13 protein-coding genes and 1 pseudogene are annotated in these 15,805 nt (G+C 66.6%); 10 read left to right on the forward strand and 4 right to left on the reverse strand.

The window, feature by feature from the left end; all coding sequences use genetic code 11:
* The first annotated feature begins 21 nt into the window (after positions 1–21).
* From QQM39_RS20790 to QQM39_RS20815, 6 genes are all read left to right on the forward strand, one after another.
* Positions 22–1,470: an FG-GAP-like repeat-containing protein gene (locus tag QQM39_RS20790; protein ID WP_301998703.1), complete on the forward strand. Its 1,449-nt coding sequence runs from the start codon at positions 22–24 to the stop codon at positions 1,468–1,470.
* 20 nt (positions 1,471–1,490) lie between these two features.
* On the forward strand, positions 1,491–2,927 hold the full coding sequence (locus QQM39_RS20795; protein WP_301998705.1) for an FG-GAP-like repeat-containing protein: 1,437 nt from the start codon (positions 1,491–1,493) through the stop codon (positions 2,925–2,927).
* Between the two features lie 59 nt (positions 2,928–2,986).
* Positions 2,987–4,432 (forward strand): VCBS repeat-containing protein, encoded by a 1,446-nt coding sequence (locus tag QQM39_RS20800; RefSeq protein WP_301998707.1) that lies wholly within the window; start codon positions 2,987–2,989, stop codon positions 4,430–4,432.
* A 97-nt stretch (positions 4,433–4,529) separates the two neighbouring features.
* Positions 4,530–5,582, forward strand: a complete 1,053-nt coding sequence (locus QQM39_RS20805; RefSeq protein ID WP_301998709.1) for a Yip1 family protein — start codon at positions 4,530–4,532, stop codon at positions 5,580–5,582.
* A 171-nt stretch (positions 5,583–5,753) separates the two neighbouring features.
* Positions 5,754–6,167, forward strand: a complete 414-nt coding sequence (locus QQM39_RS20810; protein ID WP_301998710.1) for a YciI family protein — start codon at positions 5,754–5,756, stop codon at positions 6,165–6,167.
* Positions 6,167–7,312: an RNA polymerase sigma factor gene (locus QQM39_RS20815; protein ID WP_302003657.1), complete on the forward strand. Its 1,146-nt coding sequence runs from the start codon at positions 6,167–6,169 to the stop codon at positions 7,310–7,312. Before QQM39_RS20810 ends, QQM39_RS20815 begins: the two co-directional genes overlap by 1 nt.
* 18 nt (positions 7,313–7,330) lie before the next feature.
* Here QQM39_RS20815 and QQM39_RS20820 read toward each other — a convergent pair.
* Positions 7,331–7,423, reverse strand: a pseudogene (locus tag QQM39_RS20820) (phosphoribosyltransferase); the annotation flags it as partial.
* A 67-nt stretch (positions 7,424–7,490) separates the two neighbouring features.
* Between QQM39_RS20820 and QQM39_RS20825 the strand changes: the two are divergent.
* The 4 genes from QQM39_RS20825 to QQM39_RS20835 all read left to right on the forward strand — a co-directional run bounded on the left by QQM39_RS20825 (position 7,491) and on the right by QQM39_RS20835 (position 12,382).
* Complete coding sequence (locus QQM39_RS20825; protein WP_301998711.1) at positions 7,491–9,143, forward strand: recombinase family protein; 1,653 nt, start codon at positions 7,491–7,493, stop codon at positions 9,141–9,143.
* Between the two features lie 232 nt (positions 9,144–9,375).
* Positions 9,376–9,813, forward strand: a complete 438-nt coding sequence (locus QQM39_RS20830; RefSeq protein ID WP_301998713.1) for a hypothetical protein — start codon at positions 9,376–9,378, stop codon at positions 9,811–9,813.
* A 306-nt stretch (positions 9,814–10,119) separates the two neighbouring features.
* Positions 10,120–10,434: an HNH endonuclease gene (locus QQM39_RS46225; RefSeq protein ID WP_367669697.1), complete on the forward strand. Its 315-nt coding sequence runs from the start codon at positions 10,120–10,122 to the stop codon at positions 10,432–10,434.
* A 781-nt stretch (positions 10,435–11,215) separates the two neighbouring features.
* Positions 11,216–12,382 carry a phage major capsid protein gene (locus QQM39_RS20835; RefSeq protein WP_301998715.1) on the forward strand — a complete coding sequence of 389 codons (1,167 nt, stop codon included), beginning with the start codon at positions 11,216–11,218 and terminating at the stop codon, positions 12,380–12,382.
* Positions 12,383–14,079: 1,697 nt separating this feature from the next.
* Here the strand turns inward: QQM39_RS20835 and QQM39_RS20840 are convergent.
* From QQM39_RS20840 to QQM39_RS20850, 3 genes are read right to left on the reverse strand one after another with little or no spacing between them, the layout of a single operon-like run.
* Positions 14,080–14,913, reverse strand: coding sequence for a helix-turn-helix transcriptional regulator (locus QQM39_RS20840; protein ID WP_301998716.1), 834 nt, complete (start codon positions 14,911–14,913; stop codon positions 14,080–14,082).
* The gene (locus QQM39_RS20845; RefSeq protein WP_301998717.1) at positions 14,903–15,424 is read right to left on the reverse strand and encodes a DUF6879 family protein; all 522 of its coding nucleotides are present in this window, start codon (positions 15,422–15,424) and stop codon (positions 14,903–14,905) included. Before QQM39_RS20845 ends, QQM39_RS20840 begins: the two co-directional genes overlap by 11 nt.
* Positions 15,408–15,614, reverse strand: a complete 207-nt coding sequence (locus tag QQM39_RS20850) for a hypothetical protein (RefSeq protein ID WP_301998718.1) — start codon at positions 15,612–15,614, stop codon at positions 15,408–15,410. The genes QQM39_RS20845 and QQM39_RS20850 overlap by 17 nt, the downstream gene beginning before the upstream one ends.
* Positions 15,615–15,805 lie beyond the last annotated feature (191 nt).

Genomic DNA, 15,805 nt, shown 5'->3' on the forward strand with positions numbered 1-15,805 from the left:
CAGCTCAGGGGCGGAGCCTCCGTGCGCACCCGTATCACCGCCACCGTCCTCGCGGCGGCCCTGACCCCGCTCGCGCTCAGCCTCAGCGCCCCGGCCGCCCACGCCGCCCCGGCCGCCCACGCCGCCACGGCCGCCAAGCCGTACGACTTCAACGGCGACGGCCGCGTCGACCTCGCGATCGGCGCACCCGGCGCCACGGTCGGAGGCAAGGCCGAGGCGGGCGCCGTGTCCGTGGTCTACGGCAGCTCCGGCGGGCTGAAGACCTCGACGCGGACGCTGATCACCCAGAACACGGCCGGCGTCCCCGGCGCCGCCGAGGCCGAGGACGCCTTCGGGTCCGCCGTCGCCTCCGCCGACCTCGACACCGACGGCCATGCCGACCTCCTCATCGGGGCGCCCGGCGAGGACGTCAACGGGGACACCAACGACGGCACGGTCGTCGTCATCTGGGGCTCCGCGTCCGGGCTGTCCGGGGCCCGTGCGGTGCCCAACCCCTTCGCCACGGACGTGGACCGCTACGGGCAGTCCCTCGCGGCGGGCGACGTCGAGGCCGACGGCGACCCGGACCTCGTGATCGGCTCCAACGGCCCGGTGAAGCTGGCCTTCATCAACGGACCGTTCACCAGGACCAGTTCCTTCCAGGGCGGCTCCGGCCAGAGCTTCGCCGGCCAGTACTCCGCCTCGTACGGCATCACGTCCGTGACCGTCGGGCACGTCACGGCCGCCTCGGAGACCAACCTGGTCCTGCACGGCCGCAGGGCGGGCACCGACGACGCGATCACCCACCTGGTGACCGAGCCGTACGTCGGCAACTTCGGTGACTGGATGCAGGATCTGCCCGCCGGCTACGTCTCCGCGATCGGCGACATCGACAAGGACGGGCACGGGGACATCGCGATCGGCAACGAACGCGAGACCTCCGCCGACCCGGCCGGCGCCAAGGGCGGCAAGGTCACGGTCCGCTACGGCGGCCCGGCGGGCCTGGACTCCGACCGCGCCCCGCTCGTCCTCACCCAGGACACCGCCGGTGTCCCCGGCGCCGCCGAGTCCGGCGACCGTTTCGGCAGCCATGTCTCCCTGGGCGACATCAACGGCGACGGCTACGCCGACCTGGCCGTCGGCGCGTCCGGCGAGAACTCCGGGGCCGGCGCGGTGACCGTCCTGTACGGCTCGGCCTCCGGCCTGAGGACGACCGGCGTCCAGTCCTTCACGCAGAACACCGCCGGGGTGCCCGGCACCTCCGAGTCGAACGACCGCTTCGGCGCCCGTGTCCTGCTCGCCGACCACTCCGGTGACGGCCGCGCCGAGCTCACCGTCTCCGCGACCGGCGAGAACGGCGACGGCGCGATCTGGTCCCTGCGCGGCGCGACGGGCGGCGTGACGACCAGCGGGGCGGCGAGCTTCGGCCCGGCGACGACAGGCGTGTCCACGGCCGGCGGCCCGGGCTACGGCACGGCTCTCAACTCCTGAGCTTCGAAAGGGACTTCACGATGCGCAAGCGCACCCTGCTGCTGGCGGCCACCCTCACCACGGGCCTGCTGTGCGCCCTGCCCGCCACCGGCGCCTCCGCCGCCCCCTCGGGCCTGTCCGGCGACTTCAACGGCGACGGCTACCGCGACGTCGCCATCGCCGCGCCCATCGGCCAGGCCGGCGGCAGGACGGGCGCCGGATACGTCGCCGTCGTCTACGGCACCGCGAGCGGCCTCGACACCGGCAAGCGGCAGATCATCAGCCAGGCCACCGACGGCATCCCGGGCGTCCCGGAGTCGTACGACTACTTCGGCGACCGCCTGACCACCGGCGACCTGGACGCCGACGGCTACACGGACCTGATCGTGGGCGTGCACGGCGAGCAGATCGGCTCGACCGGCGACTCCGGCGTGCTGACGGTGATCTGGGGCGGCTCGACCGGCCTGAAGACCGCCACCGACATCTCCTCGCCCCTCCCCGAGAACCGCAACGAGCTCGGCTGGTCCGTCGCCACCGGCGACTTCGACGGCGACGGCGACACCGACCTCGCGGCGGCGAACATCGCCTTCCCCGAACTGAACATCTTCAAGGGCCCGTTCACCCGCGCCGGCGCGGCCACGGAGCTCGTCGGCATCGACACGCAGGAGCAGACCGGCATCAACGCCGACAAGCTCATCGCCGGCGACGTCACGGGCGACGGAAAGACCGACCTGCTGGTCATGGGCGGGGAGGCGATCCCCGAAGGCGGCTACCGCACCCGCAGCGTCCTCTACAAGGGCACGGCCTCCGGCCTGACGGCCGGCAGCAAGGTCGCGGGCGGCTACGACGCGGTCATCGCCGACGTCGACAAGGACGGCTACGGCGACATCGTCACCGGCAACTTCATGGAGAAGTCGACCACAGAGCCCACCGGTGGCCTCGGCGGCGCGGTGACGGTGACCTACGGCGCGTCCACCGGCCTGAGCTCGCGCACCCCGGTCCGCATCACCCAGGACACCACGGGCGTGCCCGGGACCGCCGAGAAGGGCGACGGCTTCGGCTGGAGCCTCGCGGCGGGCGACACCAACGGCGACGGCTACCCGGACATCGCGGTCGGCATCGAGAACGAGGCCGTCGGCTCGGTGTACAAGGCGGGCTCGTTCGCGGTCCTGCGCGGCTCGGCGTCCGGCCTGACGGGCAGCGGCGCCAAGGTCTTCAGCCAGGACAGCTCGGGTGTGCCCGGCACCGCCGAGCGGCTGGACAACTTCGGCGGCGCGGTCCACCTCACGGACGTCGACGGCAACGGCCGCGCGGAACTCGTCGTGAGCGCCGCGCACGAGAACACCGGCGACGGCGCCGTCTGGCTCTTCAAGTCCACCACCTCCGGCATCACCGCCACCGGCGCCAGGTCCTTCGGCGCCACCACGGTGGGCGGCCCGACGGGCGACGCCTACTTCGGCGACGTACTGGCGGGCTGACCGCCTCCACCCCCGGCCCACGCCCTGGACCACCTGACCCGACCGCAGGAGAACCCCACATGCTCCGGCACCACCGCCGCGAACGCCTCCCCGCCCTCGCCCTCGCCACGGCCACCGTCGCCGCCGCGCTGACGGCGGGCCCGCTGCTCACCGCCGTACCGGCCGCCGCGGCCCCCGCCAAGTACGCCGACGACTTCAACGGCGACGGCTACCGCGACCTCGCCACCGCCGCGCCCTACACCCCGGTCGGCGGCAAGACCGACGCGGGCGCCGTCGTCGTCAACTACGGCTCGGCGAACGGCATCAGCGCCTCGCGCCGCACCGTGCTCACCCAGAACACGGCCGGCATCCCGGGCGCCGCCGAGCAGGGCGACGAGTTCGGCACCTCCCTCACGTCCGGCGACCTGAACCGGGACGGGTACGCCGACCTCGTGATCGGCAGCAACGGCGAGAACGCCGAGGCCGGCGCCGTGGTGATCGTCTGGGGCGGCCGGAGCGGCCTCTCCGGCGGCCAGGTCGTCCCCGACCCCGCCCCCTCGGCCCACGACGAGTACGGCATGTCCCTGGCCGTCGGCGACTTCAGCGGGGACGGCCGGGCCGACCTCGCCGTCGGCAGCACCGGCAGCGACGTCTGGATCCACAGGGGCGGCTTCACCAAGGCCTCCGGCGCCGCGTCCCGCTACGAGCTCGCCACCGACCTGTACTCCGGCATCATCTACGGCGCCCAGAGCCTCGCCGCCGGTGACGTGAACGGCGACGGCATCGCCGATCTGGTCGTCAGCGGCACCCAGGCGGAGACGTACGACGACGGCGCCTTCGTCTACCTGGGCTCCACCGCCGGCCTCACCCGCCAGACGTTCCTCAAGAACGGCGCCTACGAGCTGGCGGCCGTCGGCGACCTGAACGGCGACGGCTACGCCGACGTGGTCACGTCGACGTTCGGCGACGACGGCGTGACCAGCGTCGGCGGCTCCGTCAACGCCTACCTCGGCAGCGCGGACGGCGTCCGCACCCGACCGCAGACTACGATCACCCAGAACACCCCCGGCGTCCCCGGCTCGGACGAGGAAGGCGACTGGTTCGGCAACGCCCTGTCCATCGCCGACATCAACGGCGACGGCTACGGAGACCTGGCCGTCGGCACGATCCACGAGACCATCGGCGCCGCCAAGATCGCCGGCAGCGTCACCGTCCTGCGCGGCTCGGCCACCGGCCTGACCACCACCGGCGCCCAGTCCTTCACCCAGAACACGGCCGGCGTCCCCGGCACCGCCGAGTCCGCCGACCGCTTCGGCGCGTCGGTACGGCTGTCCGACCTCAACGGCGACCGCAAGGCGGACCTGTCCGTCGGCGCCGACGGCGAGAACCACCCCGCGGGCTCCCTCTACAGCCTGCGCGGCTCGGCCTCGGGCGTGACCACCAACAAGGCGATCAGCTTCGGCCCGGGCTCGACGGGCCTGCCGACGTCCGGCTACCTGAGGCTGGGCCAGGTGATGCTGCGCTAGCGGCTCCCTGACGGCATCCCTGACCGGGCTCCCTGACCTGCACCCTGACCGGCTCCCTGAACCGACCCTTGGCCATCCCTGATTGGCCCCTTAGGGGATGTCACAGCTCGGCCGCAAAGCCGGGCCCGAACCGCAGGGTCCGGCACGCGACTCTCCGGGACCAGGTACGTTCGAAGACGTGGCTGGATTCAGGATCGGACGGGGCAGCCGGAACGACGGCACCCCGCAAACGCGCCCCCAACAACCTCCGTACGGGCAGCAGGCGCCCCAGGGACCGTCGTACGGCTATCCCCCGCCGCCGCAGCAGCCGTACGGCGGCTCGGGCGGCGGCGCAGGCGGCTGGCCGCAGGCGAACGGCGGCGGAGGCCATGGCGGTTACGGCCCCGGTGGCCACGGCGGTCAGGGTGGTCAGGGTGGTCAGGGTGGTCAGGGAGGCCCCGACGAGCCGGAGTACTTCGGCGACGGCGGCTACCCGCACGGCCCGGGCGGCGCCCCGGACCCGTACGCGGCGAACAACCCGGGCCACACCCAGGCGTTCTCGGTCGGCGACGACCCCTACAGCCAGGGCGAGACCTACCAGGCGGGCGCGGCCCCGGCCGCCCCGATCGGCCCGCGCCTGCACTGGAAGCAGCTGCTGCGCGGGATCGTCCTGTCCCCCGCCCAGACGTTCCTCCAGATGCGGGACTACACGATGTGGGGCCCCGCCCTCGTCGTGACCTTCCTGTACGGCCTGCTGGCGGTCTTCGGCTTCGACGGCGCACGCAACGACGCGATCAACGCGACCCTGTCGAACGCGGTCCCGATCGTCCTGACGACGGCCGTGGCGATGGTCCTGTCGTCCTTCGTCCTGGGCGTGGTCACCCACACCCTGGCCCGCCAGCTGGGCGGCGACGGCGCCTGGCAGCCCACGGTCGGCCTCTCCATGCTGGTCATGTCCCTGACCGACGCGCCCCGCCTGGTCTTCGCGATGTTCGCCGGCGGCGACGCGACGTTCGTCCAGATCCTGGGCTGGGTGACCTGGGTGGCGGCGGGCGCGCTGCTGACCGTGATGGTCTCCAAGTCCCACGACCTGCCCTGGCCGAAGGCCCTGGGCGCGAGCGCGATCCAGCTGGTCGCGCTGCTGTCGATCGTGAAGCTGGGCACGTTCTAGGGCCCACCGAGGTACGTAAGGGCCCCCGGCGCGGACGCCGGGGGCCCTTTTCTCAAAAAATCCCGGATTCCTCAAAAAATCTCGGGCGGCGATGTCGAGAACCCGTGCCTGGCTCCGTCCCCGGGGTGAACGCGGCCAAGATGGGTCGCACCAGTACCGAGGAGAAACACGATGGCCAAGTACTTGCTGCTCAAGCACTACCGTGGCGCTCCGGCGGCGGTCAACGACGTGCCGATGGACCAGTGGACGCCGCAGGAGATCTCGGCGCACGTGCAGTACATGAACGACTTCGCGGCCCGGCTGGAGAAGACCGGCGAGTTCGTCGACGGTCAGGCGCTCGCCCCCGAGGGAGCGTGGGTCCGGTACGACGGTGAGGGGCGCCCGCCGGTCACCGACGGCCCGTTCGCCGAGACCAAGGACCTCATCGCCGGCTGGATGGTCATCGACGTCGACAGCTACGAGCGCGCCGTCGAGCTGGCCGGGGAGCTGTCGGCGGCCCCAGGAGCGGGCGGGAAGCCGATCCACGAGTGGCTGGAGCTGCGCCCGTTCCTGACCGCGACGCCCAACATCACCGAGTGCCATTGATGAACGAGGCCCTGCTGAGGAGCCTCACGCCGAGCGTGCTCGCCGTCCTCGTCCGCCGCGGAGCCGACTTCGCGGCGGCCGAGGACGCCGTACAGGACGCGCTGGTCGAGGCGGTCCGTGTCTGGCCCGCCGACCCGCCACGCGACCCGAAGGGCTGGCTGGTCACGGTCGCCTGGCACAAGTTCCTCGACCAGGCCCGGGCGGAGAAGGCCCGCCGCCGACGTGAGGACCTCGTCGACGAGGAACCGGCGCCCGGACCCGCCCCCGACGTCGACGACACCCTCCAGCTCTACTTCCTGTGCGCCCACCCGTCGCTGACCCCGTCGTCCGCCGTCGCGCTCACGCTGCGCGCGGTCGGCGGGCTCACCACCCGCCAGATCGCCCAGGCCTACCTGGTGCCGGAGGCGACCATGGCGCAACGCATCAGCAGGGCCAAGCGCACCGTCTCCGGCGTGCGGTTCGACCAGCCCGGCGACGTCGCCACCGTGCTGCGCGTCCTCTACCTGGTCTTCAACGAGGGCTACTCCGGGGACGTCGACCTCGCCGCCGAGGCCATCCGGCTCACCCGGCAGCTCGCGGCCGCGATCGACCACCCCGAGGTGGCGGGGCTGCTCGCCCTCATGCTGCTCCACCACGCCCGGCGCGCCGCCCGGACCGCGCCCGACGGCAGCCTGGTGCCGCTCGCCGAGCAGGACCGGAGCCGCTGGGACACGGAGTCGATCGCCGAGGGCATCGAGATCCTCCAGTCCGCCCTCGCCCGCGACCGGCTGGGCGAGTTCCAGGCGCAGGCCGCCATCGCGGCCCTCCACGCCGACGCGCCCACCGCCGAGGAGACCGACTGGGTGCAGATCGTCGAGTGGTACGACGAGCTCACGCGCCTGACGGACAGCCCTGTCGTCCGGCTCAACCGCGCGGTGGCCGTCGGCGAGGCAGACGGCCCCCGTGCCGGCCTGGCGGCACTGTCGACGCTGGACGCCTCACTGCCCCGCTATGCCGCGGTGGCGGCGTACCTCCACGAGCGCGACGGCGACCTTCCGACGGCGGCACGCCTGTACGCCGAGGCGGCCCACAAGGCACCCAACCTCGCCGAACGCGAACACCTGACCCGCCAGGCCGCCCGGCTCAACGCCCGGCGCCCCCACTGACGACGGCCCGTACGCAGGTCAGAGGGCTTCCTTGTTCTCCCTGGGCGCCTCTCCCGGCTTCTGCACGGGAGGCAGCACACTCCACGGGAAGTTGATCCACTCGTCGGTCTGAATGACTTACCATGACCCCTCGACCAGTCCGCACCACCAGGGAGCGGACGCCGCAGGGGGGTCAGGCATGGCAAGGATGTACCCGCGTCTACAGACTGGCATGAGGGTTCTCAAGGCTCGACGGATCAGCCGCGACACAGAGACAAGCTCGGCCCTCGATAGACAGGGAACCGAGATAGACGAAGCACTCGCCGGGACTGGGACCGTGACCGTGGCCGATGTGGTCGACACCACCGTCTCCGGGGCCGTGAACCTCGATGCACGGCCGAAGCTGGGTCAGTGGATGAGAGAACCCCTCTGGCATGAGTGGGACGCCATTGTCGTGACGGCACTGGACCGAATCACTCGGGAACAGTGGCACTGGGAACAGTTCGCGGAGAAGTGCCACCAGGGCGGCAAAGAGATCATCTGCCTTGATGACCCAGCCTTGGACATCCACACGACTACCGGACGCCTGATTGCCTACGTCAAGGCATCCCAGGCCGCCGAGTACAGGCAGGCAGTTTCCCGGAAACGAAAGGGACAGGCCGAGTCTTTCCGGCAGGCTGAACTCTGGGGCGGGGGAATTTGGCCCTTCGGGTACCGGCCATTCCCAGTGCCGATGGAAGACGGGAAGATCAGATACAAGCTCTTCCTTGACCCGGTTACTTCCAAGCTGGTTCGAGAGGCATACGACCGGATCGTCGTTCAAGGCGATTCTATGGGCAAGATCTGCCGCGACTGGAATGACCGGGGCGTACTCACCTCGAAGGACTATCAGCGGTCCGTAAACGCCACCGAGCAGAAGGCGGGCGCTCAAACCAAACTCAAGGGAAGTGTCTGGGCATCCTCGGCTCTGGGTGCCATCCTCCGAAAGCCGGCCCTCAAGGGACTCGCAATGCACAAAGGCGAGCCTCTGCTAAAGAAGGGGAGGCCCGTCCAGTGGGCTGAGCCGATTCTCACAGACGAGGAATACGCAAGCCTCCAAAAGATCCTGGACGAATATAAGGAAGCCAAGAATGGGACTAGGCGGAACTCCGATCCGACTTCCGGCCTGTTTCTCTGCCCCTGCGGAATCAAGCTGTACCCAGACAAGAGGGTAAACAAGCAGACCCGTAAGGGGGTTGCGGTCGGCACCCGGATAAGCCACTACTATCGGTGCGGCTCTCGAATCCTTAACGGCAAAGCTTGCGAATATCGGGCGTCATGGCCTCGGGAACTGCTCCTCTCAGAACTCGAATCAGGGTTCCTGCATCGGATCGGGGATAAGGAAGTAACAACTCGCGCATGGATTCCGGGCATTGATCACCGGAAGCAGATCGAAGAACTTAAGGCAGCCAATCACAATCTACTTACGGCCATCAAGGCGGCCAAGAATCCCATAGTCGTAACTTCCCTCGTTGAATCACAGGAAGAGAATGCATCGCTCCTGACGAAGCTGGAGGCCGAGCCATACAAGCCTGGCCACTGGGAATACCACGGCACCGGAACGACCTACCGACAGAAGTGGCAAGCTATGGAAACCTGGGAGGAACGCGGCCCGTTCTTGCACCGGTCCGGTTTCCGAATGATTCCCATGGATGGCGGTGGCCACGAACCGATCTTCATGCTGATGGCCCCCGAGGACGCCGGTGACGAGAAAGCCGAATACACCTCAAAGGAATACAACCAAAGCATTCACCAGCACGCGATCAAAACGATAGTGCACCTCGGCAAACTGGTAGCGACCGACAAGGAATAGGCAGAGGGGGGAACGCTGCCCCCTACATTGGCCCCGGTCTTCGACCGGGGCTTTTCCATGTCCGCACTCGGCCCCTGCCCGTTTAAACGCCCTGCCTTGAAACCGCCGGTCTTTTGATGTTATGTCGCAACCACCTTTGATTCCGCCACCCTCCCTGACGTACAACCAGATCACAGCCCAGCACTTAAGTCGGGGGACTTCCTTATGCCCCACCTGAAAGGGAGCTACGTGAATGACGTTTCTCGAACGGTACGCGGACGCTATCGAGATCAGCAGAGTGAAGCTACGGAAGCGCGGAGTTGCCCTCGCGGCTGAGACGGCACTACCGACCGGGCAAGCCGCCCTGTGGTACGCCGACGCGGTTCAGTGCGTCCCGCGCAGCGGTCAGGCCGTGGCCAGGCAGATAGCCCGACTGTGCGGCGACGAATCCGAGGTCACCATTCCGTGGCGTTCGCTCGCCGATGCCGTTGGCGTGCGCGACCGGGCCGGGAACCTGCGCCGCTACACCGAACGCGGGGCAAAAGCTCTAACCGATGCCGGATGGCTGGAAGTTGAAACGGTCGGGAGCAAGCGTGGAGCGAAGACGACGTTCCGACTCCTTCCCGGTGAGCGTTCCTCGGAATGCCTGGGATGGATCGATGATGCGGAGTGGTTCGCCGAGGCAGCCTGAACGGCCCTCGGCGACTTATGGCCTTAGTAAGGCCCCCTCGGGGGCCGCCGTTAGCTGCTGCGCTCCGCTACGCAGCTATGCCCTGGCCGATCAAGGCCAGGAGAAGTTATGGCCTTAGAGAGGCAGCGCCCCTCGAAGGGCGCTGCTCTATAGAAGCTCACTGCCGCTCGCTTCTCGCCCTGGCCGAGTAACGGAGGCCAGGCAAGACAACCTCACTACGGGCACCCCGCCGAGGGTGCCCTAACTCTTTCTATCTAGAAGCGCCCCCTATAGGGGCGCTCTCTTGGAGTAGCTATGCCTATGTCTATGTGCAGCCGCTGTAAGTGGCTCTATCCGCTCGGCTCCCGCTGTGAGCCGTGCACCTCGGCCGGAGCGAAGCGACGGGAACAGAAGAGAAAGCACACGCGCCCTTCGGCCTGGGCGCGTGGATACAACACTCAATATCGGAAAGCCAGAGCCGCGATCCTCGCGGATAATCCAGTCTGCTCTATCTGCTATTCCCGGCCGGCTGAGACGGCCGATCACATTATTCCGCTCAGTCGAGGCGGAACGAATGGCATAGAGAACCTTCGCCCGGCCTGCGGGCCGTGCAACTTCAGTCGAGGCAACAGAACGGCCTAGGCCGAACCAACTCGGCCCACCACGGCCGAGGTGACTCGCGGGCTTTCTACGTAGCCCTCACGGCCACTCAGGCCCCTTCAAGGGCCCAGGCGATCGAGACGCAGAGGGAGGGGAGGTCCAAAACTTCTAGCGAATCCTTCCCCACACCCGCAGCCTTCCCTCTCTTTGAACGCGCGGGGGTTAGCTAGAAGTCGTGGGACCGGAACCCGGCCCGCTATCCGGCCAGGGCTTCGAATCGCACCATGTATCGCGCGGGGTGACGCGTGGGGTTTCGCGCGCTTTAACAGGTCTTCTACTCATGCAACAGCGACTTCGACCCTTCGGGGGTCGGGGGAGGAAGCGCACGGGGCGGTGCGAAGACGACGGCCCGGCTTCACGGCATGTTTCCAAATGTGGCCGTGGGGTCGGGCTGTCTTCCGTTCGGTCGCCGAACGCTGCGCTCCCCTCGAACGATCTCGAAGAGACATGGGACATGAACAACACAGTCGAGCTGAAGTGCTGGGCTTGTGAGAAGCCATTCAATATTCAGTACGGTCCTGGTAGGCCGCCCCGGTATTGCGGCCCTCCCTGTAAGAACCTAGCCCGCGCCATTGCGCGCCGAGTCCGCTACGTGGAACGCATTAAGCAACAGCGCGCGACACGCGCTGAGACGTCGAGCATAGAGAACAACTCCGCTAACTAGCGTATTACAGCCGCCCTCAAGCCGCCCCACCCATTTCCGGGTGTTGGGCGGTTTTTGCATTCCTGGCCGCTTCCGGCCCCGAACAATGAAGGAATACCAATGACTGACTGCGTCGACATATTCAAGCGCCAGGCAATGAGCGCCCTTGAAGATCGGAAGAAGCTGGTAACCGAGCTTCGCTCCGTCGAGGGTGACTCGTCCCTGAGTGACGCTGCGAAGCGAACGCGCGTCGAGCGGCTCGACCGGGACATCATGCGTCTGGAGGCCGAGGCCCGAGACGCTGTCGAGCGCGGTGAGCGGGAAGCCGAGGTTCGCTCTCTGGCGGGCGGGCTGGGCGTGCTCACGCCTGCGGCTCCCCCGGCCAGTGACGAGGGCTCCTGGCGGGCTCTGATGCCGTCGCTCAGCGAGTACCGCGCCCTGGTGGCCGAGGGCGTTCCGGGCGACGGCGGTTACACCGTCTCCCAGCAGACGGCTACGAAGTACATCGACGCTCTCAAGGCCAAGTCGACGTTCCTGCGCGGCCTTCCGGCCGAGAGCATCGTTCCCTTCACCTCGGCGACTTTCTCTGTCCCGCAGCTTGTGTCCTCGGACGGCATGGATTACGTCGAGGAAGGCCAGTCTCTCCCCGAGGGAGACATGGTCTGGGGTGAGGTCAAGTTCGAGCCGAAGAAGATCGGCCGGATTCAGTGGGCAAGCACTGAGATTTTGGAAGACTCCGCTATCGATCTGCGTAACTCGATTGCGAATAACCTTCTGCGTGACGCTTCCCTGAAGTTCGATGCCGACGCCTTTGTCGGCTCCGGTGCCAACCCGATCAAGGGTATTGTCTCCCAGGGTGTCTCTACGACTCTCGGCACTGGAAAGGTCACCGTCACCTATGACGACCTGGCCGACGCTGTAGCCCGCATTGAGGCCATGAACGGCACTCCGTCGGTCGTGTGGGCTTCCGTCGATATGGCTGCGGCTCTCCGTAAGGAGAAGGCCGCCGGGTCGGGCACCTATCAGGCTGGCTCCCCCACGGATTCCCCGGCTTCTACGGCCTGGGAACTTCCGATTCTCGCTAGCGCGTTCCTGCCCAGCAAGACGATTGTGGTCGCCGACGCTTCACGGATCGTTGTTGGCGTTCGTCGAAACGCCACGGTGCGCGTGAGCGAAGATGCCCGCTTCGACAAGGATCAGGTGGGCTTCAAGCTGACTATGCGTCTTGCTGGTGTCTCTCTGGCCGAGGCTTCCTCGGCTCAGATCGTCAAGGCTGCCGCTAGCTGAGATTAGCTGTGCCTCATCCCCTCGCACCCATTCCGGGTGCGGGGGGATTTCCGCGTTTCAGGTCTAGAGGTTTCAGGGATCGGGTGCCAAGGCTTAGTGGCTTACCGAGCTACGGGATTCTCTGAGGTCATGGGCAGATAGGCATAGACGCCTGGCCAATCGGTCGAGCGCCAAAACCCGGTACGCCTCTTGAGGCTGTAACCGGCCCCCGCAAGGAACCGCTTTAGATCCGACAGAGCCTTTCCCTGATCTTCGCCGGTAGCGTGCTTGGGTGGATGCCATCCCACAAAGCAGCAGACGGAGGAGTAAGGAGGCCAGAAAAACCGGTCAATGTTCCCGACGAAGTATCCACTTCGTTCCGACCAGTTCGTAAGACCGGCTTCCCGAAGTAGGTGCCGAAGCTCAGCTTCGGGGCTTCTATCTGGCCAGTGGGGGCGCTCCGGATATCGTTCTTCCAAATGGTCCCAACCGTCTTTTGGGCATGCGGCCGGCTGCACCCCATCCCGAATACGGTAGACGAGAAGGGAAGCCCGCGTATCGCGCACGGGAGAGAGCCGAGGGCCAGGCATCTGGACGACGTAGCCGACAGACTCCAATGCTTCAGCTACGGCACTCAGCCGAGTGCGCCAGTGGTCTTCGTTTTCAGCCTTGGACCCTTCTCTGATCTTCTGGTCGGGGTGCCATTCCACTTCGACGCAGAGTTCCGCACCGTCCGGCCAATGAGCCTCGGCTACGTAGAGAGCGCGACACCAGCCGTGCCCGGGTGGAATTTGGCGGCTAAAGATTGGCAATCCCGCCTGCCCGCCTACTCGCGCCCAATGCTGGCCGATCCCGAGCTTATCCAAGTCATGTGTGACCACGGTGGGGCCGCTCTGCGGGTCTGTCGGGTTGTAAGTCGGTTGCAGCACTTGAAGCCCATTCGCAGGATAGGGAAGCCGTCAGAGCCAGTAGGACCAGTTCCCGCCCGCGCACTCGGGGCAAGGAACCTTCAGCCGTTCATTGCACGTCTCGCAGCCATCCAGGCCCCCGCAGAGGGGGCACCAAAATTCCCGGTGCCCGAAGCACATCCCGCAAATGGTTGAGATCTCGTTCAGGAACTCCAACAGCGAAGGCTTTCCGAGGTCGAATCCTCGGCAGGCCTCCGCGCCTCGGGGGCCGCTCTGGGGCGACGGTCACGCCCTGGCCCCGTGCTTGCACTGCCGAATGTTGCGGGCCGCGTCGAACCGCGCGTTCGCATCGCCGGACTTCGCGGCATCGTCGAGCTTTACTTTCTCCGAGGCGCACCGAGGGCAATCAGCCTTCGGCTTGGCTTCGTACAGCCAGTCATCCAGCGCCCCGAGGGGAACCCTCTGCGGACTCACACGGCCACCCCCCACACGGTCACGGCGGGGAGCCTTCGGCCTTTGCCCACGGCGCTATGCGGATGGTTGCTGATTTCCCGATTGGCACTCGCCACGGCTTCAGTTACGCCCGCTTCACGGGCGTCTTCGCGGGAGTGAGAAAGCGCGGCGCACGTCATGCACCCCTCGACCCCGACCGGTTCAAGTCCAGGAATGTTCCTCGCTACGGGTCCGGAACGGGATTCAGCGTGCGGCTTATGCTCCAGCATCGATCGCCCCTCGGCTCCATGTCTGTCACGTCATGATGCCAAGGGGGGTTCGCGATTAGGCCGTTTATTTGCGTGATCGGGTAGAAGATCATGATCGGAAGCGGGTGGCCCAATCGGACAGACGTTCCCTGCCTTCTTCTCCGAACAGGGCGTAACCTTCGTAGGTTCCGAACTCATTGAGGTAAGCCGACACGTCCCGGTGATCCCGGAAGACCATTACTCCCGTCTGTGTCTCCACTGTGGCTATCCGCGTGTCATAGATGGTGAAGGTGTTCAGGGGCGCGGTCGCCATATGACCATCCAAGGGGATGACTCCGAGCTGGATATTCGGCAGCAGGCTAATCGAAATCAGTCGGTCGATCTGCATGGCCATGGCTGCCGGGGGCAAGAATGGCCATCGAACGGCCTGCTCGGTGAGGATGAACGTAAAGCGTTTCGATGTGTCGTAGAGGACCGACTGTCGTTCTAGCTTCTTCGCAATGGCCTTACTGTGGTCGCCGGGAATTTGAGCAAGGCTCGCTCTCACGTATTCGGGCGTCGCGAGTAGCCCGGTAATCATGGACAACAGGAAATACCGGAACTCTGTGGATGACTTCTCGAACCCCGCTAGCTCATTCTGTTTCTTCTCCAACCCGGTACGGCGTTGCGACCAAGCGTCTTGCCACTCGCTGTTAGCGTTACGCGCAAGGGCCGCCACTCGGGAAACGAGGTCCGGGGGCGCATCCAATGCTCTGAGAATCAGCTCAACGTCAACAAGGGTCGGAGTTAGCTTGGCCCCTTCAATGTTGCTGATCTTTGTTTGGCTCATGGCGCACCGCTGAGCGAGCCGGGTTTGTGTGATCCCGGCCCGCTTGCGGAGCGTCTTCAGGGTCTCAGCTAGGTCCGCTCTCGACTGGCCTAGCTCTTCCGGCTCAAAGGTCAATGCCCTTCACGTACTCCTCGAAGGGCACAGACTCAGCCAGCGCAATGCGCTGATATTCGAGGAACGGCTTCACATCGCCCTCGTACAGTTCGCGGTTGATCTGTGTTCCGTCCGCCTCATAGTTCATGAGGACGACTTCTGTTTTTCCGAACATCCAGAAGTCTTGAACGCCCGCCAGGGGGTTGTCCCTGTCGGTCACGTCCATGATGCGGATGTCTTCCCCGATGGGGGCCTGATGGCGGTAGTACCGCTCGAACTCGAAGCGTAGATAGTCGGAGAGAGGCCGAGTCAGGATATGCACTCTCCCGACACTTCCCCCGGATTCCTTACGGTTCCAAATCATGGCCGTCCATGAATCCTCGTACGGTCCCGGGAACCGTTCGCCTGCCAGGAAGCGCGAGAACTCTTCGGCCTCTTGCTGTACGCGGTAAGCGGGCAGGGTTTCCAGTCGCCACGCCTCGCTCTGGAAGTCCCGGAACTTGGCTTGCCAGGCTTCACCAGCCAAGAGCATTGAATGCCTCCCTCAGCACGCTTTCCGGGATCTCAACCAGCCCTTCACCCGTGGGCGGCTGGAAGGCGTCGGACACGTCGCCCTGCACGACGAACGTTCCCTTTCCGGTGCGGTACACGTTCGGGCAGTCCCCCTGTCCGCACTCCCCGTTCCCGTTGCCGGTAAGGCGGGTCAGTTCCTCGCGCGCCATGCCGAACCCCTTTGCGTCTGGCCCCTGTTGGGGCCCTTGAACGAGACGGTACGAGGGTTGTACGTGGTCGTCTATGCGGCACCGCCAATATTTGCGTTGTCGGGTACGCCGAGGTACCGCTAGCCCACCAGGCCCGTGCGGTGGGCGTCGAGGTCATGGGTAACGGTGGAGCCCCAGCGAGTACCGGGGGC

It is taken from the genome of Streptomyces sp. DT2A-34 (genome assembly GCF_030499515.1).
Lineage (GTDB): Bacteria > Actinomycetota > Actinomycetes > Streptomycetales > Streptomycetaceae > Streptomyces.